We start from the raw sequence: 26,634 nt of genomic DNA on the forward strand, positions 1-26,634 counted from the left end.
AGAACGGATCTGTGCAGCCCCCCACCAGGCCGGTCATCGAAATAAATGGCCTACGCAAGAAATTCCGAGCCCACTCCGCGTTATGCGGCGTCGACCTTGAGGTAAACGCCGGTGAAATTCTGGGCCTCCTAGGTCCGAACGGAGCGGGAAAAACCACACTCGTAAAGGTCCTGACGACGCTGCTCAGACCGGACTCCGGACGCGTATTCGTGAACGGCTGGGATGTCGCGGCAGAACCGGAAAAGGTGCGCTCCACGGTCGGAATGGCCGGCCAGTACTCGACGGTCGACAGCACGCTGACCGGGTTCGAGAACCTTTATCTCCTCGGGAAACTGCGCGGCCTGGGCCGCGCCACGGCCCGCCGCCTCGCCGACGACCTGCTGGACCGGTTCAGGCTCACCGACGTCGCGGGGCGCCCGGCCGGCACCTACTCGGGCGGTATGCGCCGACGGCTGGACCTGGCCGCCGCCCTCGTCGGCTCCCCGCCCCTGATAGTCCTGGACGAGCCCACCACCGGCCTCGACCCCGAGAGCCGGCTCGACACCTGGGACGCGGTAGGTGAGCTGGTCGCCAGTGGTACGACGATCCTGCTGACGACCCAGTACCTGGAGGAAGCGGACCGTCTCGCCGACCGGATCACCGTGATCGACCGGGGCCAGGTGGTGGCGGAGGGCACCAGCGACGAACTGAAGGCGGCCGCCGGAGACCGGCTCGTCCTGTGTGTCGCGGAGGACCACCAGCTCGACGCGGCGGTACGCGCCGCCGCCCGGGCCACCGGCGCGCCTGTGACGGTGGACCGCCGTGCCCGGCAGGTGGAGGCGGCCACATCCGACGGCCGGGCCGCGCTGAGCCGCGCCCTCACCGAGCTGGCGGACGAGGATGTCGAGGTACTGGAGATCGGGCTCAGCCGCTGCACCCTCGACGACGTGTTCCTCGGCCTGACCGGCCGCGCCCGGCGGGAGGCGACACGATGACCGCGCCCACCGACGTCAAGCAGACCGGCGCCCGGCACGGCGCACCCGCCACCGGCCTCCCCTCGCCCGTGGTCCCGACCCGCGCCCGGCGCAATCCCGCCCTCCGCGTACTCGCCGAGAGCGCCGACCTCGCCCTGCGCAACCTGCTGCATCTGCGGCGCACTCCGGGCCTGCTGATCACCTGTCTGGTCGAGCCGGTCCTGTACGCCATGCTCATCGGCTACGTCTTCGGCAACAGCCTGGGCGGCCCGGCCTACCGCTCGTACATGGTGGGCGGGCTGCTCGCGCAGACGGTGGCCTTCACCACCACGTTCACCACGCTCGGGCTCGCCAGGGACCTGGAGCAGGGCATGGTCGACCGCTTTCGCGCGCTGCCGATCTCCCGCGTGGCGCTGCTGCTCGGCCGGACCACGTCCGACCTCGCCACCTGCGTGGCGAGCGTCGCCGTCACCACCATGTGCGGTCTGCTGATGGGCTGGCGTCCGCACACCGGCCCGTTCGAGGTCGCCACCGGGGTCCTGCTGGCACTGCTGTTCTCCTTCGCGATGTCCTGGATCGGCGTGTTCGTCGCCCTCATCGCACCGAACACGCAGGTGGCGGGCAGCCTCGGCCTGATCTGGCTGTTCCCGGCGACGTTCGTCTCCTCCGCGTTCGTCTCCGGTTCCTCCCTGCCCGGCCCGCTGTCCGCCCTGGCCGCCTGGAACCCGATCACCTCGCTGGCGGGCGCGCTGCGTCAGCTCTTCGGCAACACGCCACCGCCCGGCTTCCGGGTGCAGCAGGACTGGCCCGCCCAGCATCCCGCGCTGTACACGACGGCCTGCTCGGTGCTGCTCATCGCCGTCTTCGGCACGCTGTCGACCTGGCGCTACCGCACCCGCACGAGCCGCTGACCGCGACCGCCTCGCGCCCCGACCAGGCCGGGCCGACCCCCGCGCCCGCCCCGCACAGGAGCTTCCCATGACCGTCCCCACGCTGCGCCTCGGCCTCAACCTCGGCTACTGGGTCGGCGGCAACGACGCCTCCAACCTCCCGCTCGCCTCCCTCGCCGAGGACCTCGGCTACTCGGCGGTGTGGGTCTCGGAGGCCTACGGATCCGATGCCGTCACCCTGCTGTCCTGGATCGCCGCCCGTACCTCCCGCATCGACGTCGGCAGCGCGGTCCTGCAGATCCCGGCCCGTTCCCCCGCCATGACGGCGATGACCGCCGCCACCCTCGACACCCTGTCCGGCGGACGGCTCAGGCTCGGCCTCGGCGTGTCCGGACCCCAGGTATCGGAGGGCTGGCACGGCGTCAGATTCGGCTCACCGCTGGGCCGTACCCGGGAATACGTCGACCTGGTGCGCCGCGCGCTGCGCCGGGAGCCCCTGGAGTACGCGGGCCGGCACTTCACGCTGCCGCTGCCGGACGGCCCGGGCAAGGCACTCGCCCTGACCATCCGGCCGCAGCGCGAGCGGATCCCCGTCTACCTCGCCGCGCTCGGCCCGAGGAACCTGGAGCTGGCCGGGGAGATCGCCGACGGCTGGCTCCCGGTGTTCTTCTCCCCCGCCCACGCCGACCGGCAGTTGGCGCCGCTCAAGGCCGGCCTCGCGAAGTCGGGGCGCACCCTCGACGGGTTCGACATCGCCCCCGGCGTGCCCCTGGTGACCGGCGCCGACTGGCGGGCCTGCGCACGCCGGGTGCGGGGATACGCCGCGCTGTACCTGGGCGGCATGGGCGGGCGAGAGGACAACCACTACACCCAGCTGGCCGAGCGCATGGGCTTCGGCACCGAGGCCCGTGCCGTCCAGGAGCGGTTCCTGGCCGGTGACTATCCCGGCGCCATGGCCGCCGTACCGCTCGAATTCCTCGACGCCACCTCGCTGCTCGGGCCGCGGGAGCGGATCGCGGAGCGGATGACGGCGTTCGCCGAGGCCGGGGCCACCACGCTCAACGTCATGCCGGTCGGCCCCGGGCTGCCCGGCCCGGACCGTGCCGCCGGGGCGCTGCGTATCGCCGTCGAGGCGGCGGAGCTCGCCGGGCTGCTCGCGCCGGACCCGCGTCCCGGAATTCCTCGCCCCCAAGGCGCACATGAAGCACCCCACTCACAAGGAGAGACCCTCAGCCATGACCACGCATGAGACGACCAAGCTGATCTGCCTGCCGTACGCCGGGGCGGGCGCCTCCTTCTACCGGCCCTGGACGGCGCTGGCCGGGGACTCGGTGGAGATCGTGCCCCTGCAACTGCCGGGCCGCGAACGGCTGATCGACGAGGAGCCGTACCGGGACGCGCACCAGGCCGTCGACGGTCTCCTGACCGAGCTGCGGGAGCGGCTCGGCGACGACGGGGGCAGGGTGGCCCTGTTCGGGCACAGTCTCGGCGCGGTGCTCGCCTACGAACTCGCCCACCGGCTGGACACCGAGCCCGGCGTCGAGCTGGTCCACCTGTTCGTCAGCGGGTCGCCGGAACCGGCCCAGGGGCGCGAGCGGCGCGCCACCGGTCTGTCCGACGAGGAGTTCCTCGCCCAGGTCGGCGAGTTCGCCGGCTACCACCATCCCGCGCTGGACGACCCGGAGATGCGCGAGATGATCCTGCCCGCCCTGCGCGCGGACGTCGAGATGCACGAGAACTACACGCCCTCCACCGGCCTCCCGCTGGAGGCCCCGCTCACGGTCGTCCGCGGCGAGGACGACGACCTCGTCGGCTACGACGACGCCGAGTCCTGGAGCAAGGTCGCCGGCCGGGACTTCGAGCACGTCGAGGTCCCCGGCGGCCACATGTACCTCACCGACGCCGCGCCCGCGCTGGTCCGGCTGATCGTCTCGACGGTCCTGTAGCCCCAGCCCGCCGCCCCTCCTCCCTTCCCCCAACGCACCTGATTCTTCAAGGAGTTCACGATGCGTCTGCACGGCAAGTCGGTCCTCGTCACCGGCGCCGCCCGCGGACTCGGCAGGGCCACCGCGCTCGCCTGTGCCGCCGAGGGCGCCGATCTCACCCTGCTGGACATCTGCGCCGACCTGCCCGGTGTGCCCTACCCGCTGGGCACACCGGGGCAGTTGGCGCACACGGCCGCGCTGTGCCGGGAGGCGGGTGCGGCCGTCGTCACCGCCGAGGCCGACATCCGTGACCTGCGGGCCGTACGGGAGGCGGTGACCCGGGCCGAGGACCGGTTCGGCCGGATCGACGTCGCGGTGAACAACGCGGGCATCGCCGCGCCCTCGGGCAAGCCGGTGCACGAGATCGACGAGGAGGAGTGGTCCCTGATGATCGACGTGGACCTCTCCGGCGCCTGGCGGGTGATCCGCGAGGTCGGCAAGGCGATGAGCACCCGGCGCGCCGGCAGCATCGTCAACGTCGCCTCCACCGCGGGCCTCGTGGGCTACCGGCACTTCGCCGGGTACGTCGCCGCCAAGCACGCCGTCGTCGGACTGACCAAGGCGGCGGCGCTCGACTACGCGCCGACGAAGGTGCGCGTGAACGCGGTGTGTCCGGGGTCGGTGCGCGACGACGCGCAGGCCGAGGGCCGGATGCTCGCCGAGATCGCCAGGGCGCTCGACGTGCCGGTGCACGAACACGAGAAGACCTTCGTCGAGGCGCAGCCGATGAACGCGCTGATCGAGCCCGAGGACGTCGCCGCCGCGGTGGTCTTCCTCGCCTCGGACGAGTCCCGTCAGATCACCGGCTCGGTCCTGACCGTGGACGGCGGTTTCAGCATCCGCTGAGCTCACGCCCTCTCGCCCTTCTGTGCCCGATTCGCCTGTGCAACAAGGAGTACGACCGTGTCAGGCCTTCACCACCTCGCGGCTCGCTGCCATGCGGTGCGCGTCCGCACCGACGGTTCTCCCTCCCAGAAGGCCCCCTCGGGGCTGTGGATCGAGGACGTACCCGTGCCGGCGACGGACCCGCTCGCCGAGCGCCGCCGCGCCGCCGAACTCGCCCGCCCCACCGACACCCTGCGCAAGGTACTGCTGCGTTACGCCGACGGCCCCTGCGACCTGATCCTCGTCGCGGCACGCGAGCAGTGGGGCCGTACGGCCCTCGGACGGCTGGCAGCCGGCGAGGCCGCGGACCCCGAAGCGGACCTTCTCGCCACCAAGGCACCGGTCATCGCCGCCGCGCCCGCCTGGGGACTGGGCGACGACGGCGGCCCCGCCCTCCCGCACGTCTTCGCCCTCGACGACGGCGGCGACGAGGCAAGCTGGCTCGCCGCCCTCGCCGTGACCCTGCGCCGGCACGACCCCGAGACCACCCCGGTCATCGGCACCGACCACGGCACCTTCACCGTTCCGGAGGCCGCCACACTCGGAGAGCTGAAGCCCTCCCCCGCGGACGGACCCGCACTCGCCGGTCTGCTCTTCGGCGAGGCGGATCTCCCCGGCGCGTACGTGCCCTGCCTCGCACCGCCGTTCCCGCTCACCCTGTCGGTCTTCAAGGACGCCGACGGCTGGCGGCTGCGCTGCGACCACGTCAGCGGCCATGTATCCACCGAGATCGCCGCGCAGTTCGCCCGGTACCTGGTGCGGGTGCACCGGATGATCCTCACCAGGCCCGGGACCGCGGTCGACGACGTCGATCTGCTCGACGAAGCCGAACGCGACCGTGTAGTGGCACTCGGCCGTCCGTCCCGCCCGCTGGTCACCGCCCCGGTGACCGTGCCCGAGGCGTTCGCGCGGATCGCGGGGGCGACACCGGAGCGCATCGCCGTGACGGAAGGCGGGGCCGGTCTCACCTACGGCGAGATGGACGAGCGGTCGACCCGGCTGGCCCACGGTCTGCGCGAGCGCGGCGTCACGGCCGGCGACCGCGTGGGCGTCTGCCTGGAACGCACCGCCGAACTCGTCGTCACCCTGCTCGCCGTGCTGAAGGCCGGCGCGACCTACGTCCCCGTCGACCCGGACTACCCGGCGGAGCGCATCGCCCACACGGCACAGGACGCGGGACTGCGGGTGGTGGTCACCCGGCTACCGGAGTTCCCGGACGTCGCGGGCTGCGTGCCTGCCACCCCGGACGAACTGCTGGACGCCGCCGAGCGGTTGGCCGACGCCCCGGTCCCGCCGACGGCCACCGCGCCCGACGCCGCCGCGTACGTCATCTACACGTCCGGCTCCACCGGCCGCCCCAAGGGCGTCGAGGTGCCGCACCGCAACGTGGTCGCCCTGATCGACGCCACCCGCGAGGAGTACGGCTTCGGCAGCGACGACGTGTGGACCTGGTTCCACTCCAGCGCCTTCGACTTCTCGGTGTGGGAGATCTGGGGGTGCCTGCTGACCGGCGGGCGGCTGGTCGTGGTGCCGTACTTCGTCTCCCGCGAACCCGACCGCTTCCGCGATCTGCTCGTGGCCGAGAAGGTCACCGTGCTCAGCCAGACCCCGTCGGCCTTCGCCCAGCTGCTGGACGTCGACCACACCCGGGTCCCGGTCCGGATGGTCGTGTTCGGCGGCGAACCACTGGATGCGCGCATGCTGCTGCCCTGGTTCGACCGGCACCCCGAGTCGGTCTGCCGGATGGTGAACATGTTCGGCATCACCGAGACGACGGTCCACGTCACCCAGCAGACCCTCACCCGGCGACTGGCACTCGCCGCCACCCGCTCCGTCGGACGGGCACTGCCCGGCTGGCACCTGTATGTGACCGACCCGTCCGGGCGGCTGCAGCCGCCCGGTGTGGCGGGCGAGATCTGCGTCGGCGGCGCCGGGGTCGCGCTCGGCTACCTCGGCCAGGAAGAGCTGACCGCCCGGCGCTTCGTCCCGGACCCGTACACCGGCGGCACCATGTACCGCAGCGGCGACCTGGGACGCCTGCGCCCGGACGGCCGCCTCGAACACCTCGGACGCATCGACAGCCAGGTCAAGATCCGCGGCTTCCGGATCGAGCTGGACGAGATCCGCTCGGTGCTGCTGGAGGACCCGGATGTCCGGGCGGCGGCCGTGGTGGTGCGGCGCGACGACCCCGAGGACGCGGCCACCGCCAGGATCGACGCTTTCGTGGTCCTCTCAGGCGGCGATCCGGTGACAGTCCGCCGGCGGGCCGCGGGCATCCTCCCCGACTACATGCTCCCCGCCACGGTGACCGCCCTGGACACGCTGCCGCTGACAGCCAACGGCAAACTCGACACGGCCCGGCTCCCCGCACCCGCGACGCCCGCCGCGCCGGCCCGGGGCGCCGAGCCCGTCACGGCCGGGGACGAGCTCACCGAGCGGCTGCGGCGGATCTGGAGCGAGGTGCTCGGCACGCCTGTCGGAGTGGACGACGACTTCTTCGAGCTGGGCGGCAACTCTCTGTTCGCAGTCCGCATCGGGGCCGTCATGCGCGCGCAGGGCCTGCCGTCGCTGCGGCTGCGGGAGCTGTACCGCCATCCGACCATCCGAGGCACGGTCGGGAGCCTCGCCGCCTCGGACGGCTGAGGCCACTGACGGATGAGGGACGCCGGTGCCGGCCCGCGGGTCAGTTCGCCGGGGCCGGGCCGGGCGGCAGATGGACCGTCATGATCAGGTGACAGGCCTCGGTACCCGAGCCGCGGTAGGTGTGCGGGGTGTCGCCGTCGAACGTGGCGGTCTGGCCTGCCTCCACGGTGTGCTCGGTGCCGTCGACGACCAGGGTCATCCGGCCGGAGGTGACGCTGACGGTTTCCACGACGCCGCCCTGGTGGGGGTGGCTGGGGTACTCCTCGTCCGGTTCGAGCCGCCAGCGCCAGATCTCGACCGGCGCCGGCCCCGACGTCGTCAGCATCAGCCGGGCCTCGCTGCCCCGTTCTCCGGTCCACAAGGGAGCCACGGCCTCGGCGGACACGACCCGGACCCGGCCTTCGGGCGATCCCTGCATCAGGGCGGAGACCGAGATGCCGAGGGTGTCCGCCAGCCTGACCAGGGTGGCCAGGTTGGGGTTGCCCTGGGCCTTCTCCAGACCCACCAGCGCGCCCTTGCTGACCTGGGCTCGCCGGCTGAGTTCCCCCAGGGTGAGGCCCGCGCGGATGCGGGCCGCCCGGACGTTGTGCGCGACCGTCCGCAAGGCTGCGGCTGTCTCGGCCACCTGATCACCATCCTTGCCGGCTGGAACATTCGACTGCACCGGACGGTCGTTTGGTTGACACCGTGCGGTCGGTCTGTTGTACGGTCTGGTCGTTCCACTGAATGGTAAGTGATGTGCTGTGATCGCTCCGCTGCCGACCCTGGGCAGCGCGCCCGCCTACGGATGCGCCGGCTTCCTCGGCCGAGCTGGTGCTGTGCCCGGCGCTCGGAGCGTCGTTCGGCGCCGGCGCCCTCGGCTGGGGTGCCGCGTCCGCGTCGCCTCCGCCGCCGCGTTCGCCCTGCTCTACCGCACGCTGGCGATCGGTCCGGTGAACGTACTGTGCGGGCTCGGCGCGCCCCTCCCGTACGGCGCTGCTGCCGGCTTTCGGCGCGGGCGCCGCCATCGCCCTCCAGCTGGTCCGCCTGCACCAGGCGCCGTCCGACAGCGGGGTCGCCCCGCTGATCATCGGCCGGACGGTCTCCTCGGCCGTCACCCTGGCCGCGGCGAGGCTGATGCACCGCAGGCCGGGCACCGAGCGGCCCGTGTACGCGTTGTCCGCAGCCGCGGGTGTGCTGGACTCCGTGGCGAACCTGCTGTTCCTGTCGGCCGCCCGCAGCGGGGAGCTCGCCGTCGTCGCCGTGATCACCGCCCTCCACCCGGCCGGTACGGTGCTGCTCGCCCTCGCCGAACGCATCCACCGCGGGCGGCTCGTCGGCCTGGGCACCGCCGCCGTCGCGGTCAGCTTCCTGGCCTGACCTGAGCAACAACCCGCCCCTGAGCCCCGAGTCGAGAAACGGAAACCCGCCGTGCCCACCTTCCACCTCACCCCCGCCGTGGCGGACGCGTTCCCCGACACCCTCATCGCCCTGGTCACCGCCACCGGCCTGCGCGGCAGTGAACCCTGGCCGCACACCGCCACCGCCCTGGAGGAACTGGAGCAGCGGCTCTCCGACGGCACCTGGCGGCCCGCCGACGAGACCGACCCGCGCATCGAGGCCTGGCACATCGCCTACCGTTCCTTCGGCACCAACCCGCGCCGCATCCGCCCCAGCGTCGACGCGCTCGGCCGCCGCCTCGCCAAGAAGGGGACGCTGCCGCGTATCAACCCGGCGGTCGACTCCTACAACGCCGTCTCCGTCCGGCACGGCCTGCCCGCCGGCGCCTTCGACCTGTCCCGGGTCGCCGGGGACGTCACCATCCGTTACGCGGACGGCACCGAGTCCTTCACTCCGCTCGGCGAACCCGACACCGTCGAGCACCCCAGGTCCGGCGAGATCATCTACGCGGACACCACCGGTGTGCTGACGCGCCACTGGAACCACCGCGACGCCCACCGCACCCGTGTCACCGAGGACTCCACGCAGGTCGCCTTCGTCCTGGAAACCCTCCACGCCCAGCGCGACGGCGATCTCCTCAAGGACGCGGCGCAGGAGCTGCGGGGCCTGCTCGCCCCGCACGCCGCCCGGACCGCCGTGCACCACCTCAGCCCGGCCGTCCCCGAGGCCACCGCCTGAGCACGAAAGGCTGCCGATGTCCCCCCCAAGCCTCGCCGAGAACACTGAAGCGACGCGGGCGTCTCAGTCGCCGTCCGTGCCCGAGAGTCTCCTGGTGACGAGGCCGAGTGCGTGGGCGAGTTGTTCGCGGTGAGCGTTCAGCACCTCGGGGGTGATGCCACGGCCGGCCGTCTCCCGGGCGAACTCGTCGGCCGCGACCTTGAGCACGGCGTTCATGGCGGCGGCCTGCACCCGCACCTCGAACGCCTCGGGCGGCAGGCCCGTGCGTGCGGCGAGCACCTCGGTGAACGTCTCCTCCGCGCGCTCCCGGAGCACGAGGTAGGCGGCGCGCAGCGCGGGTTCGTCATGGGTCATGCGGATCACGGCGAGCACCGCCTCGACGTCCCCACCCGACGACGAGCCGGGGACGGGCTGGTAGGCCGCGCGCAGGTGCTCCATCAGGCCGGCTCCGGGCGGCCAGGCGTGCAGGACCGTCCGGAACGCGTCGAGCATCTTGGCGAGCAGCGGCTCGACGCAGCTCTCCTTGGTGGGGAAGTAGCGCCACAGCGTGCGCTCGGAGACTCCGGCGGCCCGCGCGATCTGCTCGCCGGAGGTGGCGGCCACACCCTGGGCGGCGAACAGCCTCACCGCGTGGCGGGAGATGTCGAGGCGTTGCCGCCCGCGCTGCTCCTCGCTCACCGGCGGCCGGCCCCGGCGGGATGTGCGACCGCTGTCGGCCATGACGTCCTCCATCAGGCGATCTAAACACGCGCGCCACAAGGGACGACTGACCGAAACTTTAATGACAGTTACTGCCAATAAACTGCTACGGTCGGGACGGCTCGAAGATCGCATGCGGAGATCACAGGAGGAGCGCCCATGAGCGTTGCCGCCGAGCGACAGCACCTGCCCTTCCCGAGGCCGAACGTTCTCGACCTCGCGCCTCTGTACGACGTACTGCGCCGCGAGGCGCCGGTCACGCCGGTCACCACACCGGCCGGTGACCCCGCCTGGCTGGTCACACGCTTCGAGGAGGTACGCGACCTGCTCGGCGACAAGCGATTCGGCCGCTCCCACCCCGAGCCGGACCGGGCCTCACGCCTGACGACCGCCGCCGTCCTGGACGGCCCCACGGGCAACCACGACACCGAGGAGGCCGACCACACGCGGATGCGCCGGCTGCTGACCCCGGCGTTCTCGGCCAAGCGGATGCGGATGCTCTCCGACCACATCCAGCACCTGGTGGACACGTGCGTCGAGCAGCTGGTCACCGAGCACGCCGCCGCTCCGGACCGGGTCGTCGACCTCCACGCCGGGCTGGCCTTCCCGCTGCCGGTCGCGGTCATCTGCCGGCTACTCGGGGTGCCCGAGAGCGACCGTGAGCTCTTCGCGTCGCTGTCGGAACGCATGTCGAACTACGCCATCGGCGACGAAGCCCACCGGGCGCGGGACGAGTTCAACGCGTACATGACCAAGCTCGCCGAGACCAAGCGCGCGCAGCCGGGCGAGGACGTGATCTCCGACCTCGTCCGCGCCCAGAGCACCGACGCGGACTACGACTACGCCGACATGATCCAGCTCTGCGTCGGGCTGCTGTTCGCCGGCCACGAGACCACGGTCAACCGCATCGGCCTGGGCGTACTCTTCCTGCTCACGCGTCCCGGCCCGTGGCGGGCGCTGACCGCCGACCCCGACGGCAGGGTCAACGCCACGGTCGAGGAGATCATGCGCCTGGGCGCGCCCGGCGACCTCGGGCTGCTGCGGTACGCGCACACCGACGTCGACGTCGCCGGTGTCACCATCCGGCGCGGCGACGCCGTGGTCCTGTCGGTCAACTCCGCCAACCGCGACGCCTCCGTCTACACGGACGCCGAGACCTTCGACCCGGACCGCCCCGAGCGCACCCACCTCGGTTTCGGCCACGGCGTGCACTTCTGCATCGGGGCGAGCCTGGCCCGGGTGGAGCTGCGCATCGTGTTCGCCACGCTGGCCCGCCGTCTGCCCGGTCTGCGGCTCGCCAAGGAACTGGACGAGCTGGAGGTGCGCACCACCCTCACCGGTGGTGTCACGGAGCTGCCCGTGACGTGGTGAGTCCCCCGGGGTGATCCGGTGTCAGTGCGACTCACGGGTCACTTCGGAGCCGCTGGAGCCGACGAGGAAGTCGAGGTCGGCTCCGGTGTCGGCTTGCAGGACGTGGTCGACGTAGAGGCGCTCCCAGCCGCGCCGGGGAGCGGCGAAGCCGGTGACGGTGGCCTGGGCGGGGGTCCTGCGGGCGAGTTCGGCGTCGGGTACGTCGACGTCGATGCGGCGGGCTTCGACGTCGAGGGTGATGAAGTCCCCGGTCCGAACGAGGGCGAGGGGGCCGCCGGCCGCGGCCTCGGGTGCCACGTGCAGGACGACCGTGCCGTACGCGGTGCCGCTCATCCGGCCGTCGCACACCCGGACCATGTCCCGCACGCCCTGTTCCAGCAGCTTCTTCGGCAGCGGCATGTTGGCGACCTCCGGCATGCCCGGATAGCCCTTGGGGCCGCAGCCGCGCAGCACCAGCACGGAGTCGGCGTCGACGTCGAGATCCGGGTCGTCGATCCGGGCGCGGAAGTCCTCGATGCTGTCGAAGACGACGGCCCGGCCCCGGTGCCGGAGCAGCTGCGGGGAGGCGGCGGCCGGTTTGACGAGCGCGCCGTCGGGAGCGAGGTTGCCGCGCAGGACGGCGATGCCGCCCTCGGCGACCAGCGGCCGGTCGCGGGTGCGGATGACCTCGCTGTCCCAGATCCGGGCGTCGTCGAGGAAGTCGGCCAGCGGCCGGCCGGTGACGGTCAGCGCGTCGGGGTCGAGCAGGTCGCGTACCTCGCGCAGCACGGCGAGCAGGCCCCCGGCGCGGTGGAAGTCCTCCATGAGGAAGCGGCCGGCCGGCTGAAGGTCCACCAGGACCGGCACCCGGGAGCCGATGCGGTCGAAGTCGTCGAGCGACAGATCGATGCCCAGCCGGCCCGCGACGGCCAGGAGATGGACGACGGCGTTGGTCGAGCCGCCGATGGCGGCCAGCGCCACGATCGCGTTGCGGAAGGACGCCTCGGTCAGGAACGTGGCGGGCCGCCGCCCGGCGCCCACCATGTCCACCGCCAGCCGGCCGGTGCGGTGCGCGGCCTCCAGCAGCCGGCTGTCGGGGGCCGGGGTCCCGGCGGTGCCGGGGACGACCGTGCCGAGCGCCTCCGCCACCAGCGCCATCGTCGAGGCCGTGCCCATGGTGTTGCAGTGGCCGCGGCTGCGGATCATCGCCGACTCGGAGCGGGTGAACTCCTCCTGGGAGAGCGAGCCCGCGCGGACCTCCTCCGACAGCTGCCATACCCCGGTGCCGCAGCCCAGCAGCCCGCCGCGGAAGGTGCCGTTGAGCATGGGGCCGCCGGGGACCACCACCGCGGGCAGGTCCACCGAGGCCGCGGCCATGAGCAGCGAGGGGATCGTCTTGTCGCAGCCGCCCAGCAGGACGACACCGTCGACGGGATTGGCCCGCAGCATCTCCTCCGTGGCCATCGCGGCCATGTTCCGCCACAGCATGGCCGTGGGCCGCACCTGGGTCTCGCCCAGGGACACCACCGGCAGGTCCAGCGGGATGCCGCCCGCCTCGTACACGCCGTTGCGCACCGAGGCCGCGACCTCGTCGAGATGCGCGTTGCACGGGGTCAGGTCCGAGGCGGTGTTGGCGATGGCGATCTGCGGCCGTCCGGTGAACGCGTCACCGGGCACGCCGCGCCGCATCCAGGCCCGGTGGATGTAGGCGTTGCGGTCCTGGCCCTCGTACCACTGCGCGCTGCGGAGTCTCTCCATGGGGGGACCATGCCCACCAGGAGCCGGGGGCAACGCACTGTGAGTGTGGCGTCGGGTCACGGGCCGGCGGCCGATGTCTTGGGGGCAGGGGTGCGCAGGGCCAGGAGGGCGACGTCGTCCTCGTTGTCGGCGGGGCGGACGCGGCCCAGCAGGTGGTCGGTGAAGGAGGACAGGGGACGGTGGGCGAGGGCGGCGGCGTGCCGGCGCAGCCGGTTCAGGCCCTCGTCGAGGCTGCGCCCGGGTGCTTCGACCAGACCGTCGGTGTACAGCACGAGGGTGCATCCGGGCGGGAGCAGGGTCGTGGCGTCGGGGCGCGGAGCGTGGTCGGCCCCGGTGCCCAGGACGATGCCGTGGCCGTCGGTGAGGTAGCGCGCCAGGCCGTCACGGCTGATCAGCAGGGGCGGCGGGTGGCCCGCGTTGGTCCAGGACAGCCGCCACCGGCCGTCGTCGGCCGCCTCGATCCGGGCGAAGATCATCGTCGCCATGTCGACGTCCGTGATGTGCTGGAGCGCTTCATCGAGCCGTGTGACGATCCGGCTGGGCGGTTCGTGCTGGGACCAGGCGTAGGCGCGGAGCATGTTGCGCACCTGGGCCATGCCGGCCGCCGCCTCCAGGTCGTGCCCGACGACGTCCCCGACGGCCAGGGCGGTGGATCCGTCGGACAGGGGGAAGGCGTCGTACCAGTCGCCGCCGACCTGTGAGGCGTCGGGTGCGGGCAGGTAGCGGACGGTCATCTGCAGGCCCGGGACCCCTGGCATCTGGGGCAGCAGATGGTTCTGCATGGTCTCGGCGACCTTGCGCTGGCGCTGGTACAGGCGGGCGTTGTCCAGGGCGAGACCGGCCCGGCGGGCGATGTCCTCGACCAGCGGGAGATCGGCGGAGGTGAAGGCGACCGGGTCCTCGGCCCGGCCGAGGGTCAAGGCCCCCAGGACCGCGCGGGTGCTGCGGATGGGCGCGATGGCCGCCGAGTGCATGCTCGTGGCGTCGAAGAGCCGGCGCTGCTCGACCGCGATGCCGGAATCCGGTTCGCGCTGGTAGGTGCCGGGCCCGGCCACCGTGGAGGCCACGCCGCGCAGGGCTCTGGACAGGGGCATCGGGGACTCCTCCGGGACGGGTGGCATCGGGCCCTGAAGGTCGTCCCGGCGCACCAGGGCGCCGCCCTCGGCGTGGACGACGGCGGTCCGCCAGACTTCGTCGTGCTCGGTGATCAGATCGACGATCGCCCAGTCCGCCAGCCGGGGCACGACCAGGCTCACCAGGCGTTCCAGCGCCTCGTCGTCGTCGAGCGTGGAGGTCAGCCGCGTGGTGGCCTCGGCCAGCAGGGCCAGTCGTTCCAGCTCCCGCGACGGCCCGGCCGCCGACTCCGGCCGCCGGCCGGTTTCCGGGGTGTGTCCGACGGTGTGGAAGAGCACGAGCGTGCCGGCCGTGTCGTCCCCGATGTCGTACGGGGTGAGCAGCCAGGCGATGGGCAGCAGGGAGCCGTCTCCGCGCGCGAAGTAGTCCTCCTCGGCCTGGGCGGTCCGCCCGGCGTGGAAGGCCTGCCGCATCCGGCACCGGCTCCTGGGCAGCGGCTGCCCGTGGGCGTCCCGGTGCAGCAGGTCGTGCGCGTCGTGCCCGAGCAGGTCCTCGGCGGCGCGGGCGAGCAGATCCCGGGCGCGGGTGTTGACGGCGAGGATGCGGCCCTCCTCGTCCACGACGTAGGCCCCGGTTCCGATGGCATCCAGTCCTCGGATCAGCGAGGTGTCGACCACGGCCACGGGCTGGTGCGCGGCGGTCTCCGTAACGTCCGGCCCTGCCATGTCGTCGCCTCCTCGCTGATCGGTCGCCCCCGCGGGCCGTCGGCTCGTCCCCTTCGGGATGCCGTCCGGCGTTCCCCGTGTGCCCCGTGGCGGCGAAACCAGCCCCCGCGTGGCCCTGCCGATCGGGGCAGCCCCACAACGCCCGGGGGGTGCCCTGGTATGCGTGGTCCGTACCCGGGTAAACGCAGGGCGACAGAGCAGCCCGGCAGGGCGAACACAACGAAAGAGCCTCCGTATGGTCCTCCCGCTTGGGAAGCAGGCGGCAGATCGGCCGGGCGCGGACGAGCACGCCACGCTGCGTTTCGGCGCGGCCTGGGCGGACGGCGCGGCAAGCGCCGTCGACGCGCGTCTGGCCCTGCGCGCCTTCCTCACCCACGGCCCGCACACCGCCCTCGCCCCGATTCCGGCCTCTTTGGCCATGGATGCCGAACTCGTCGTCAGCGAACTGGTCACCAACGCCATCCGGCATGCTCCGGGGCCCTGCGAGCTGATCCTCAGGTTGTTCCGGGGAAAGCTGGCCATCACCGTGCGGGACACCTCGGCGGAGCAGCCCGCGGTGCAGAAGAGTGACCGGTTCCGCGTCGGCGGCCATGGACTGCGGCTCGTGCACACGGTCAGCGACCGGGTCGCCGTGGCACCCCGCGCCAGGGGAAAGCAGATCACGGCCTACCTGCGGCTGGCCCCGACCGAACAGGTGAGCGCCGGCCCCGGGAAGGCGGTGCTGGCCACCGGCTGAGCCGAGCCCGGTCCCGGTACCTCCCCGGCGCGCCGGAGTCAGTTCTGCCGGGCATGCATGGGGTTGTTGGCCACGCCCTCCGGGCACGTCCCGTGCTGCTGCCGCGTCCGCCGGTCGCGTCTGACGTCGGATGCCGCCAGGGCCAGGGAGGCCAGCATGCCGAGGAGGGCGGCGCCCAGTGCGGTGGCGAGGGCGGCGCGGTAGTCGTCGCCGCTGCCGAGCACCACGTAGAAGAGGCCGGGCAGGGCGGCGGTGCCCACCGCGGCGCCGAGCCGCTGCCCGGTCTGGAGGGCGCCGCCCGCCGCGCCCGCCATCGACACGGGCACGTCGCGCAGCGTCATGGTGATGTTCGGTGAGATCACGCAGCCGCTGCCGACGCCGCCGAGGAACAGCACCGGGGCGGCGGCCCAGGGTGCGATGCCCAGGGGCGCGAAGCCGAGCAGCAGCGCGGTGCCGCCCAGGCCGGCGATCACGGCCGTGAGGCCGCCCACGGTGAGCATGCGGCCGAGCCGGTCCACCAGCCGGCCGGCGGCCGCGGCCCCGCAGGCCGAGCCGAGGGCGAAGGGCGTCACGGCGAGGCCGGACCGCAGCGGGGAGAAGCCCAGGCCGTCCTGGTAGAAGAGCGCGAAGACCAGCCAGACGCCGCTGAAGCCGATGAAGTAGAGCGTGCCGACGCCGGCGCCGACGGCGTAGCCGCGCACGGTGGTGAACAGGCGCGGATCGAGCAGCGGCTGGCTGTCCCGCGCGACGAGGCGACGCTGCCACCTGGTGAAGCCGAAGAGGATCGCGGCACCGGCGGGGAACAGCCACCACAGCCGGCCGAGGCCGCCGGAGCCCGCCTGGACCAGCGGATACATCAGCGCGAGGACACCGAGGCCGAGGAGCAGGACGCCGGGCAGGTCCACGTGCTGCCGGCCGGAGCGCCGGGTGCGGGGCAGCAGCCGGCGGCCGAGGAGGACGGCGAGGATCCCGATGGGCACGTTGACGTAGAAGATCCACCGCCAGCCCTGGTCGCCGGAGGCCAGGGCGAGGATCAGGCCGCCGGCGAGCGGGCCGACGGCGGACGAGATGCCGACGGTGGCACCGAAGAAGCCGAAGGCACGGCCGCGTTCGCCGCCGCGGAACATCTGCTGGATGAGCGCGGAGTTCTGAGGGGCCATGAAGCCGGCCGCCAGGCCTTGGGCGAGCCGGGCCACCACCAGCAGCGTGATGCCGGGGGCCGCCCCGCAGGCCACGCTGAAGGCCACGAAGCCGCTGAGGGCCAGCAGGAAGATGCGGCGCCGGTCCAGCGCGTCTCCGAGACGGCCGGCGGTGACGAGCGCGAGAGCGAAGGTGAGGGCGTATCCGGACACCACCCACTGCACCTGCGCGGGAGAGGCGTCCAGGCCGCGCTGGATCGAGGGCAGGGCGACCACCACGATCGAGACGTCCAGCAGGCTCATGAAGCCGGCCACCAAGGTGACCCACAGGGCCCGCCACCGGCGCGGATCCGGCTGGTATCCGGCCTCCTGCGCGCCCTGGTCCCGGTCGCCCGCCGCTGACGCTGACACAGGGGGCTCCTTTCACCGGGTGACACCGCGGCGAACCAAGTTCCCCCTGCGGGCCTGCGGACACACCGCGGACGTCCGGAGGCACGGGTCTCACCGAAAGCATCCGGCCATTACCCTCTGTAGTCATCCGGGCGCCGCGCGAAGGGGTTCGTTTGAGCGCGCGAGATCTGTGCAGGCGTTGTGGTTGGCACAGACGACCGGCGAAAGGAACGACGTGATGGCGGCGCCCGGCAACGACGAGTCGGTGGATCCCGCAGCCGTGAGACGACACCGGGTGCTGTTCCGGGCGATCGAGAAACGACGCCACCCGAAGCTGCGCCGCAGCGACATCACCGTGACCGACGAGGCGGCGGTCAAGCGCGCCACGAAGGCCGCCGCCCTCGGCAACGCGATGGAGTGGTACGACTTCGGCATCTACAGCTATCTGGCCTCGACCATCGGGAAGGTGTTCTTCCCCTCCGGGAACGACACCGCGCAGCTGCTCAGCTCCTTCGCGACGTTCGCGGTGGCTTTCCTCGTGCGGCCGCTCGGCGGCATGGTGTTCGGGCCGCTCGGCGACAAGGTCGGCCGCAAGCGCATCCTCTCCCTCACCATGATCATGATGGCGGTGGGGACCTTCGCCATCGGCCTGATCCCCTCGCACGCCGTCATCGGCCTGTGGGCCCCGGCCCTGCTGATCTTCTTCCGGCTGGTGCAGGGCTTCTCGACCGGCGGGGAGTACGGGGGCGCCTCGACGTTCATCGCGGAGTACGCGCCCGACAAGCGGCGCGGCTTCTTCGGCAGCTTCCTGGAGGTGGGCACGCTGGCCGGATACGTCGGGGCCTCCGGCCTCGTCGTCGTCCTGCAGCTGCTCCTCAGCGCCGACCAGATGCTGGCGTGGGGCTGGCGCGTTCCCTTCCTGGTCGCGGCCCCGCTCGGCTTCATCGGCCTCTACCTGCGACTGAAGCTGGACGAGACGCCGGCCTTCCAGAAGCTGGAGGGCGGCCAGGTCAAGGCGAGCGAGGCCGCCGATTTCGTGGAGACCTCGGCCGCCGCCGACCTCGGCAAGATCTTCACCCGGTACTGGCGGCCGCTGCTGCTGTGCCTCGCGCTGGTCGCGGCGTACAACATCAACGACTACATGCTGCTGTCGTACATGCCGACGTACCTGTCCGACGAGCTGGGGTACGGGACCAACCACGGGCTGCTGATCCTGCTGATCGTGATGGTGCTCCAGATGTGCGTCATCAACCAGGTCGGGCGGCTGTCGGACCGCTTCGGGCGCAGGCCGCTGCTGATGGCGGGGATGCTCGGGTTCCTCTGCCTGTCCGTGCCGTCCTTCCTGCTCATCCGGCAGGGCAGTGTCGTCCTGATCGCCCTGGGACTGCTGCTGTTGGGGCTCTCGCTGGTGACGATGCTCGGCACGATGTCGGCGGCGCTCCCGGCGATCTTCCCCACCCACGTCCGGTACGGCTCCCTCTCGGTCGCCTACAACCTGGCCACGTCACTCTTCGGCGGTACGACTCCCCTGGTGATCACCGCCCTGATCAGTGCCTTCGACTCGACCCTCATGCCGGCCTACTACTCCACGGGGGCCGCGGTCATCGGCGTCGTCGCCGTGCTGTGCATGAAGGAGACGGCCAACAAGCCGCTGGCCGGCTCGCCGCCGTCGGTGGAGACGGAGGCCGAGGCCGCCCGGATCGTCGAGGAGCGGGCCCCTCGCCCCAGGTTCTGACCAAGGTGCTTCCGGGGCTTCGCCCTGGCGGGCGCGCGCATCATCGCGCGGTGGGCACAGCAGGGGGGCACTCCGCGCCGTTCGGGCGGCTGCTGCGGGAGTTACGGCACAACCGTCGGCTGACGATCGGGGAACTGGCCGAGGCAGGCCTGGTCGCACACCTGTCTCGGCTGGCTGCTGGACGCGGTCGGCGACCTGCGGGGTGATCGGGGTGCTGCGCGCGGCCGGTGGCGCGCAGGCGGCCGTCGAGCCCCACCGGGGCATCAGGGAAACGCTCACGTACCCCCGGGACCGCGACCGGATCCCGTCCAACGTACGGGAGTGCACCGTCCTGTCCGCCGTCTACTCGGTGTCGTTCGTCCACCTCGACCGGGGGCACTGGCGGGAGGCGGCCGACGCGCTGCGCTCCCTACGCGGGCAGTTCGACGCCCGCGGCCGGCACAAGCAGGCGGGCAGGGTCCACCTCCAGCCGGCCCACGCACTCGCCCACCTCGGCGAGCACGCCGAGGCCGCCGCCGAGTACGGCGCCGCACTCGCGCTGGACGACCGCCTGCAGTGACGGGGCCTGCGGACAACCGACTACGGCCTGCGGCCCGTCGTGGAGGCGAAGCCCAGCCAGGTGTGCCGGTTGTTCCACCAGCACCAGCCGACCTTCGGGGCGTCGCGGCGCTCGCGGCCGTCGCGGCCGGTGCCGTTGCTGATCCAGATCGCCGGGGTGCGGGCGTCCAGGCCGCCGTCGGGCTTGCGCAGCCGGGAGCCGATGGTCATGAAGCAGCGGTTGCGCTCCAGGGCGTCCGGCTGCTGGAGCACCCAGTGGATGCCCTCGGTGAGCAGCAGCGGGGTGCGGTCCTCCTTGGTGAGGGCGGGCAGTGCCTCCTCCGGGCTCCAGTTGGCCATATGGTCACCGCGGTCGAGGCCGGTGACGACGTAGAGCGGGGCGTCGGGCAGTTCGACGGCGCTGGGCGTGAAGGCGTCGACGTCGGGCATGTCGACGACGACGAAGCCCGGTTTGCCGTCGCGGCGCAGCAGCGGCGCGAGGACGGAGGCGGGGGCTCTGTCCGGGTGCACGGCCAGCAGGGCGCCCTCGCTGTCGGTCCTGGCGGCGCACGTGCGGATGTCGTCGGCGGACAGCCCCGCGGTCTCGTGCACCCCCAGCTCGATCAGCCGCTCGGCCTGCGCGCTCAGGGGCGGGAGTGCGGGGAGGACGGTGGACGGGTCGGGCGTGGTGTCGGGCACGATGCTCCCATGGTCGGCGACGCGGGCGAACTCCTGTGCAACGCGCCGGTTCGCGGAGGCGTTCCCTCCCTTCCCTCTTCCCTTCTCTCCCGTCCGTCGTCGGGTCCCATCCGCCCGTCGCCGGACACACCGTGTGTCTGCCACTCGCAAGGCAACACTTCCGGCTGTTCCGGCCTGGCCTTCCTCTGGCGGCACAGGTCCCGAAGACCAGGCCGCCGGCGGCCAGGGACATCGCCCGCGTCTGCGGCGCGACGGTGATCACAAGGGGTCCCCGGCGGCCCTTCCTGAGATGATGACCGGGGAAGCGGCAGGGGCGTCACATCCGGAGGCACCGTGCAGGGACGCGTACCGGAGGACTTGGCGGTCGTCGTCGACGCCCGTGGGCTGATCACGGTGTGGAGCGACGGCGCCCGACGGCTGCTCGGATACGAACCCGAGGAGGTCGTGGGCCGGGCCGTGACCCGGCTGCTCGCCGCCGACCTGCCCGATTCCACGCGACGCCGTGTGGCCGCCGGCGAGCACTGGGCCGGTGAGGTGGCGCTGCGGCACCGGCACGGCGACCGGGTCGTGGTCCGGCTGCACGGCACGCCGCTGCTGGACGCGGACCGCAGGCGCCTCTGGCTCGTCACCGGCACCGCACTGGCGCCCACGCCGAGGCGGGCCGGGCACGCAGCCCCGACCCTGTGGGACCTCACGCTCGCACAGCTCCCCGTGCCGGTCGCGGTCTACGACCGTGACGCCCGGCTCGTGGCCGCCAACGAGATCATGACCCAGGTGATGGGCCGCTCCGAGGAGGAGATGAAGGGCCTGACCCTCCGGGAGATCGAGCCCGGCCCGCCCTTCGACGAGTACGACCGGCTGCAGCGCGAGGTCCTGCGCACCGGCGAGACGATCTTCCACGAGGAGCACGGCACGGCCCCGGGCGAGACCCGGCGCCACGCCTGGTCGATGTTCATGTCGCCGCTGACGGACGAGACGGGTGCGGTGCGGGGCATGTCCGCGACCGTGTTCGACACCACGGAGCAGGACTGGGCCCGCCGCCGGCTGGTGGTGCTGAACGAGGCGAGCCTGCGGATCGGGAGCACCCTGGACGTGACCCGGACTGCGGAGGAACTGGCCGAGGTGGCCGTGAACGGGTTCGCGGACTTCGTCACCGTGGACCTGCTGGAGTCCGTCGCCCTGGGCGACGAGCCGGAACCGGTGCCCCGGAACGCGCCGGTCGTGGTGCGTCGCACCGCCCAGCGGTCGGTGCTGGAGGGCTGCCCGGAGTCGGTGGTCGCCTCGGGTGACGCCGCGTTCTACCCGGTGGACTCGCTCCCGGTGCGGACGCTGGCCGCCGGCCGTGGCTCCCGGAACCGGCCGGGGGATCCGGGCCTGCGGGAGTGGATCACATCCTCCCCGGCCCGTGAGGAGTCGGTGGGCAGGCACATGATCCACTCGGTGATGATGGTGCCCCTGCGCGCCCGCGGAGTGACCCTGGGGCTGGTGCACTTCCTGCGGCACCAGACGCCGGAGTCGTTCAGCGAGGACGATCTGCTGCTCGCGGAGGAGATCGCCGCCAGGGCGGCGGTGAGCGTGGACAACGCCCGCCGCTACACCCGGGAACGCCGGACGGCGCTGGCGCTCCAGCGCAGCCTCCTGCCCGACCGGCCACCGGACCTGGCGGCGCTGCAGGTCGCCTACCGCTATCTGCCGGCCGGTTCCGGAGCGGACGTCGGGGGCGACTGGTTCGACGTGATCCCCCTGTCCGGCAGCCGGGTCGCCCTGGTCGTGGGCGACGTGGTGGGGCACGGCATCCACGCCTCCGCCACGATGGGGCGGCTGCGGACCGCCGTACGGACGCTCGCGGACGTCGATCTCGCCCCCGACGAGCTGCTCACCCAGCTGGACGACCTCGTCGTCCGGATCGACCGGGAAGAGGGCCCGGAGACACGCGGCCGGGAGACGCAGGCGTCGGCGCAGGTCGGTGCCACCTGCCTGTACGCCGTGTACGACCCTGTCTCCCGCCGCTGCACGATGGCCCGGGCCGGGCATCCGCCGCCCGCCCTGGTCACGCCCGACGGCGCCGTGCGGTTCCTGGATCCGCCGGCCGGGCCGCCGCTCGGCCTCGGCGGCCTGCCGTTCGAAGCCGTCGAGGTGGAGCTGGCGGAGAACAGCCTGCTCGCCCTCTACACCGACGGGTTGGTCAAGGCCGCCGACCACGACATGGACGTCGGGCGCACCCTGCTCCGGGAGGCACTGGGCCACCCTGCCGAGGAGCTGGAGGAGACCTGTGAGCAGGTGCTGCGCGCGGTGCTGACCGGCCGTCCCGCCGACGACATCGTGCTGATGCTGGCCCGGACCGCCGCGCTCGGCGCCGGGAAGGTGCGGACCTGGCAGCTGCCGCCCGAGCCGACGGCCGTGGCCCGGGCCCGCAGGATGGCGGGCGAGCAACTGGCCGACTGGGGGCTGGCGGAGGCGGAGTTCACCACGGAACTGATCGTCAGCGAGCTGGTCACCAACGCCCTGCGGTACGGCGGTTCGCCCATCGAACTCCGGCTGATCCGCGACTCGGCCCTCATCTGCGAGGTGTCCGACGGCAGCAGCACCGCACCCCACCTGCGCCGGGCCCGGGTGTTCGACGAGGGCGGGCGGGGACTGCTGCTGGTCGCCCAGCTCTCCGAACGCTGGGGCAGCCGCCAGACCCCCACGGGCAAGACCATCTGGGCGGAACAGCCCCTGCCCGCAGGGCCCTGACATGTGACGTTCGTCTTGAACGTCCGGTCGAAGTCCTCGGCGGTCAACTGATCGAGTTGGCCGGGCCGCTGCTGCTTGCCGGGTGGTCGCCTGCGCGCACCGCGACGTCCGGCATGGCCGCACCCGCGAGGGGTACTCAGTCGATCTTGGATGCCCGGCCGGAGCGCCGGCTGTCGGAAGGAGATCCGTGTCTGACGAGACGGTGAAGAACATCTTCGTGATCGGGCTCGACGAGGCCAATCTGCCGGCGCTGCGGGAGGTTCCCGGAGCCGACCGGCTGCGCTTTCACCAGTTGCTGACCGTGGAGGAACTCCAGGTCGGCGAGGTGCACCTGCCCACGCTGTTCGACAAGGCCACAGCGGTGCTGGACGCCTTCGACGGCAGCGTCGACGCGATCGTCGGCTACTGGGACTTCCCGGTCAGCACCCTCGTGCCCATGCTGAGCGAACGCTACGGAACGCGCAGCACCAGCCTGGAGTCGGTGGTCAAGTGCGAGCACAAGTACTGGAGCCGTCTTGAGCAGCAGAAGGCGACCGACCGGCACCCGGCCTTCGACCGGGTCGACCTGTCGGCAGAGCCGCCTCGCCCGCCCGGGAACGTGACCTTTCCGATGTGGGTCAAGCCCGCTCTCTCCTACTCGTCCGAACTCGCCTTCGGAGTCGACGACGAGGAGGAGTTCCGCAAGGCCGTCACCGAGATCCGCGAGGGCATCTCCCGCATCGGCCGCCCCTTCGAGCACATCCTCGAACGCATCGACCTGCCGCCGGAGATGGACGGCGTCGGCGGCCGGGTCTGTCTGGCCGAGGAGTCGATGTCCGGCGTCCAGGTCGCTGTGGAGGGCTACGTCCACCAGGGCGAGGTGACGGTCTACGGAGTCCTTGACTCCATCCAGTACCCGGACTCCCCCTGCTTCCTTCGCCACCAGTACCCCTCGACACTGCCGCCGGCGGCCGTCGCGGAGCTCCACGACGTCTCGAAGCGGGTGATGCGTCAGATCGGAATGGAGTCGGCCACCTTCAGCATCGAGTACTTCTACGACCCGCGGACCGAGTCGATCAGTCTGCTGGAGATCAACCCCCGGCACTCCCAGTCGCACGCGGAGCTGTTCCAGTACGTCGACGGCGTCCCCAACCACCACTGCATGGTCCGCCTCGCGCTCGGCGAGGACCCGCGCATGCCGCACCGTCAGGGCCCGTACGCGATGGCGGCGAAGTGGTACCACCGCTGGTTCACGGACGGCGTGGTGCGCCGGGTGCCCGGGCCCGAGGAGATCGCCCGCATCGAGCGGGAGACGCCTGGCGTGCGCATCGAGGTGGTGCCCGAGGAGGGCACCCGGCTCTCGGAGCTCCCCGGACAGGACAGCTACAGCTACGAGGTGGCGCACATCTTCACCGGCGGGGCGGACGAGGAGGAGCTGCGGGAGAAGTTCGACCACTGCGTGGCGGCCCTGGGTCTCGTCTTCGACGAACCCCCGCAGGAGTGAAGCCCGTCCGGAGTGAACCCCGACAGTAAGGAGCACGTGGGTTCCATGCGTTACGTGACCAACCTGCCCTACGCGACGAAGGAAGAAGAGCACGTCACGATACCGATGTCCGACGGGGTCCGGCTCTCCGCGCACATCTGGCGCCCCACCTCCTCGGACCACGAGCCGGTGCCCGCGGTGCTGGAGTACATCCCGTACCGCAAGCGCGACCTGACGGCCGTACGCGACTCGATCCACCACCCGTACCTCGCGGGGCACGGCTACGCCTGTGTCCGCGTCGACCTGCGCGGCACCGGCGACTCGGAGGGCGTGCTGCGGGACGAGTACCTGGAGCGGGAGCAGGCGGACGCCGAGGAGGTCCTGGCCTGGCTGACGGAGCAGCCCTGGTGCGACGGCGGCACGGGCATGATGGGCATCTCCTGGGGCGCGTTCGCGGCGCTCCAGGTGGCGGCCCGGCAGCCGCCGGGCCTGAAGGCCATCGCCATCGCCTCCTTCACCGACGACCGGCACGCCGACGACATGCACTACATGGGCGGCGCCCTGCTGTCGGACAACCTGGCCGAGGCGGGCACGATGTTCGCCTACGGCACCTGCCCGCCCGACCCGGCCGTGGTCGGCGACCGCTGGCGCGAGATGTGGCACGAACGGCTGGAGCACACCGAGCCCTGGGTCCTTCAGTGGCTGCGCCACCAGCGCCGGGACGACTACTGGCGGCACGCCTCGGTGTGCGAGGACTACGGCAGCGTGCGCTGCCCGGTCCTGGCCTCCAGCGGCTGGGCGGACGGCTACTCCAACGCCGTGACCCGGCTGCTCGGCCACCTGGACGTACCTCGCAAGGGGCTGATCGGCCCCTGGTCGCACAAGTTCCCCCACCTCGGGGAGCCCGGCCCCGCGATCGGCTACCTCCAGGAGCTCGTCCGGTGGTGGGACCACTGGCTGAAGGGCGTCGACAACGGCGTCATGGACGGCCCCATGCTGCAAGCGTGGATGCAGGACAGCGTGCCGCCCTCCACCGCGTACGAGGAGCGGCCGGGACGCTGGGTCGGCGAGCCGGAATGGCCCTCCCCGCACATCCGGCAGGCCGTTCATCCGCTCACCCGGCACACGATCGGGCCCGCGCGGGAGGCGACGGACGAGGGGGACACGCCCGGCGGCGACGCGCTGACCGTGCAGTCGCCGTTGTCGGTGGGCCAGTTCGCGGGCAAGTGGGCCTCCTACAACGCGCCTCCGGACCTGCCGTACGACCAGCGCGAGGAGGACGGCGGTTCCCTGGTCTTCGACACCGCGCCGCTGACCGAGCAGGTGGAGATCCTCGGTTCGCCGACCGTGGAACTCGACCTGTCGGTCAGCGAACCGGTCGCCCTGGTCGCCGCGCGGCTGTCCGACGTGAGCCCGGACGGCTCCGCGACCCGTGTCTCGTACGGCATCCTCAACCTCACCCGCCGTGACAGCACGGAGTCCCCCGAGCCGCTGGAGCCGGGCCGCCGCTACCGCGCCACCGTCCCGCTGAACGGAGTGGCCCAGGCGTTCCCGCCCGGCCACCGCATCCGGCTCTCCCTCTCCACGTCCTACTGGCCGCTGGCCTGGCCGCCGCCGAACCCCGCCCTGCTGAGCGTCCACGAGCACTCCAGCACGCTCACGCTGCCGGTACGGCCGGCGGAGGAACCGGACGCGGTGCCGGCGTCCCCCTTCGGCGAACCCGAGGGCACTCCCCCGCTCGCGACGAGCCAGGTCACACCCCCCGAGGAGCGCTGGGAGGTCAAGCGGGACCTGATCGGCTACCACTCCGAGCTGGACATCGTGAAGGACCGGGGCACGGTCCGCTTCGAGCACATCGGCCTGGAGGCCGGGCGCCGCGCCCACGAGCGGTACACGGCGGTCGCCGACGACTTCACGTCGGTCAGCGGCGAGTCCACGTGGACCATGCGGTTCCAGCGGGACGACTGGGACGTCCAAGTGGTGACGCACACCCAGCTGAGGTGTGACGACACGGACTTCTTCGTGGACGCGACCCTCGACGCGTTCGAGGCCGACCGCCGGGTGTTCTCCCGCACCTGGAACGAGAAGGTCCCGCGCGACCTGCTGTAGCGGGGTCGGGG

At 72.3% G+C, this 26,634-nt stretch carries 21 protein-coding genes; 15 read left to right on the forward strand and 6 right to left on the reverse strand.

The genetic code is table 11. From position 1 onward, the window contains the following. Window positions 1-11: 11 nt before the first annotated feature. From ACFZDA_RS18930 to ACFZDA_RS18955, 6 genes are all read left to right on the forward strand, one after another. Window positions 12-974 (forward strand): ATP-binding cassette domain-containing protein, encoded by a 963-nt coding sequence (locus ACFZDA_RS18930; protein WP_391082368.1) that lies wholly within the window; start codon window positions 12-14, stop codon window positions 972-974. Further along, window positions 971-1,864 carry an ABC transporter permease gene (locus tag ACFZDA_RS18935; RefSeq protein ID WP_391082371.1) on the forward strand — a complete coding sequence of 298 codons (894 nt, stop codon included), beginning with the start codon at window positions 971-973 and terminating at the stop codon, window positions 1,862-1,864. Before ACFZDA_RS18930 ends, ACFZDA_RS18935 begins: the two co-directional genes overlap by 4 nt. Before the next feature lie 67 nt (window positions 1,865-1,931). Continuing rightward, window positions 1,932-3,092, forward strand: coding sequence for an LLM class F420-dependent oxidoreductase (locus tag ACFZDA_RS18940; protein WP_391082374.1), 1,161 nt, complete (start codon window positions 1,932-1,934; stop codon window positions 3,090-3,092). Continuing rightward, window positions 3,079-3,789 (forward strand): alpha/beta fold hydrolase, encoded by a 711-nt coding sequence (locus tag ACFZDA_RS18945; protein ID WP_391082377.1) that lies wholly within the window; start codon window positions 3,079-3,081, stop codon window positions 3,787-3,789. Before ACFZDA_RS18940 ends, ACFZDA_RS18945 begins: the two co-directional genes overlap by 14 nt. A 60-nt stretch (window positions 3,790-3,849) precedes the next feature. Next, entirely contained in the window at window positions 3,850-4,674 is an 825-nt protein-coding gene (locus tag ACFZDA_RS18950; RefSeq protein ID WP_391082381.1) for an SDR family oxidoreductase, read from the forward strand. Window positions 4,675-4,731: 57 nt separating this feature from the next. Then, complete coding sequence (locus ACFZDA_RS18955) at window positions 4,732-7,356, forward strand: amino acid adenylation domain-containing protein (RefSeq protein WP_391082384.1); 2,625 nt, start codon at window positions 4,732-4,734, stop codon at window positions 7,354-7,356. A gap of 40 nt (window positions 7,357-7,396) precedes the next feature. Here ACFZDA_RS18955 and ACFZDA_RS18960 read toward each other — a convergent pair whose 3' ends face one another. Beyond that, window positions 7,397-7,981: a cupin domain-containing protein gene (locus ACFZDA_RS18960; protein WP_391082387.1), complete on the reverse strand. Its 585-nt coding sequence runs from the start codon at window positions 7,979-7,981 to the stop codon at window positions 7,397-7,399. 491 nt (window positions 7,982-8,472) lie between these two features. Here ACFZDA_RS18960 and ACFZDA_RS18965 point away from each other — a divergent pair, with 491 nt between their 5' ends. Both ACFZDA_RS18965 and ACFZDA_RS18970 read left to right on the forward strand, forming a co-directional pair. Next, window positions 8,473-8,715, forward strand: a complete 243-nt coding sequence (locus ACFZDA_RS18965; RefSeq protein WP_391082390.1) for a hypothetical protein — start codon at window positions 8,473-8,475, stop codon at window positions 8,713-8,715. Between the two features lie 51 nt (window positions 8,716-8,766). After that, window positions 8,767-9,474, forward strand: coding sequence for a phenylalanine--tRNA ligase beta subunit-related protein (locus ACFZDA_RS18970; protein WP_391082393.1), 708 nt, complete (start codon window positions 8,767-8,769; stop codon window positions 9,472-9,474). A 63-nt stretch (window positions 9,475-9,537) separates the two neighbouring features. Here ACFZDA_RS18970 and ACFZDA_RS18975 read toward each other — a convergent pair whose 3' ends face one another. Then, window positions 9,538-10,194: a TetR family transcriptional regulator gene (locus tag ACFZDA_RS18975; RefSeq protein WP_391082396.1), complete on the reverse strand. Its 657-nt coding sequence runs from the start codon at window positions 10,192-10,194 to the stop codon at window positions 9,538-9,540. Window positions 10,195-10,332: 138 nt separating this feature from the next. Between ACFZDA_RS18975 and ACFZDA_RS18980 the strand changes: the two genes are divergently transcribed. Next, window positions 10,333-11,544 carry a cytochrome P450 gene (locus ACFZDA_RS18980; RefSeq protein WP_391082399.1) on the forward strand — a complete coding sequence of 404 codons (1,212 nt, stop codon included), beginning with the start codon at window positions 10,333-10,335 and terminating at the stop codon, window positions 11,542-11,544. Window positions 11,545-11,565: 21 nt separating this feature from the next. Here the strand turns inward: ACFZDA_RS18980 and ACFZDA_RS18985 are convergent, their stop codons facing one another. Together ACFZDA_RS18985 and ACFZDA_RS18990 are read right to left on the reverse strand one after the other, a co-directional pair. Then, window positions 11,566-13,281 carry a dihydroxy-acid dehydratase gene (locus ACFZDA_RS18985; protein ID WP_391082402.1) on the reverse strand — a complete coding sequence of 572 codons (1,716 nt, stop codon included), beginning with the start codon at window positions 13,279-13,281 and terminating at the stop codon, window positions 11,566-11,568. Window positions 13,282-13,337: 56 nt separating this feature from the next. Then, the gene (locus ACFZDA_RS18990) at window positions 13,338-15,080 is read right to left on the reverse strand and encodes a SpoIIE family protein phosphatase (protein WP_391082404.1); all 1,743 of its coding nucleotides are present in this window, start codon (window positions 15,078-15,080) and stop codon (window positions 13,338-13,340) included. Between the two features lie 235 nt (window positions 15,081-15,315). Between ACFZDA_RS18990 and ACFZDA_RS18995 the strand changes: the two genes are divergently transcribed. Beyond that, window positions 15,316-15,816, forward strand: a complete 501-nt coding sequence (locus tag ACFZDA_RS18995) for an ATP-binding protein (RefSeq protein ID WP_391082407.1) — start codon at window positions 15,316-15,318, stop codon at window positions 15,814-15,816. A gap of 38 nt (window positions 15,817-15,854) precedes the next feature. On the opposite strand, the gene ACFZDA_RS19000 is transcribed toward ACFZDA_RS18995, so the two are convergent. Beyond that, on the reverse strand, window positions 15,855-17,366 hold the full coding sequence (locus ACFZDA_RS19000) for an MFS transporter (protein WP_391082410.1): 1,512 nt from the start codon (window positions 17,364-17,366) through the stop codon (window positions 15,855-15,857). A 217-nt stretch (window positions 17,367-17,583) separates the two neighbouring features. Between ACFZDA_RS19000 and ACFZDA_RS19005 the strand changes: the two genes are divergently transcribed. Further along, window positions 17,584-19,080: an MFS transporter gene (locus ACFZDA_RS19005; protein ID WP_391082412.1), complete on the forward strand. Its 1,497-nt coding sequence runs from the start codon at window positions 17,584-17,586 to the stop codon at window positions 19,078-19,080. Window positions 19,081-19,291: 211 nt separating this feature from the next. Then, on the forward strand, window positions 19,292-19,639 hold the full coding sequence (locus ACFZDA_RS19010) for a hypothetical protein (protein WP_391082415.1): 348 nt from the start codon (window positions 19,292-19,294) through the stop codon (window positions 19,637-19,639). A gap of 20 nt (window positions 19,640-19,659) precedes the next feature. On the opposite strand, the gene ACFZDA_RS19015 is transcribed toward ACFZDA_RS19010, so the two are convergent. After that, a complete protein-coding gene (locus ACFZDA_RS19015; RefSeq protein ID WP_391082418.1) occupies window positions 19,660-20,316 on the reverse strand; it encodes a DUF5701 family protein in 657 nt (218 codons plus the stop codon). Between the two features lie 333 nt (window positions 20,317-20,649). Between ACFZDA_RS19015 and ACFZDA_RS19020 the strand changes: the two genes are divergently transcribed. The 3 genes from ACFZDA_RS19020 (at window position 20,650) to ACFZDA_RS19030 (ending at window position 26,623) form a co-directional block, all read left to right on the forward strand. After that, a complete protein-coding gene (locus tag ACFZDA_RS19020; protein WP_391082421.1) occupies window positions 20,650-23,052 on the forward strand; it encodes a SpoIIE family protein phosphatase in 2,403 nt (800 codons plus the stop codon). 187 nt (window positions 23,053-23,239) lie between these two features. Then, window positions 23,240-24,535, forward strand: a complete 1,296-nt coding sequence (locus ACFZDA_RS19025) for an ATP-grasp domain-containing protein (protein ID WP_391082423.1) — start codon at window positions 23,240-23,242, stop codon at window positions 24,533-24,535. Window positions 24,536-24,580: 45 nt separating this feature from the next. Continuing rightward, a complete protein-coding gene (locus ACFZDA_RS19030; RefSeq protein WP_391082425.1) occupies window positions 24,581-26,623 on the forward strand; it encodes a CocE/NonD family hydrolase in 2,043 nt (680 codons plus the stop codon). The last annotated feature ends 11 nt before the right edge of the window (window positions 26,624-26,634 follow it).

The organism is Streptomyces sp. NPDC007991 (genome assembly GCF_042958445.1).
GTDB lineage: Bacteria > Actinomycetota > Actinomycetes > Streptomycetales > Streptomycetaceae > Streptomyces.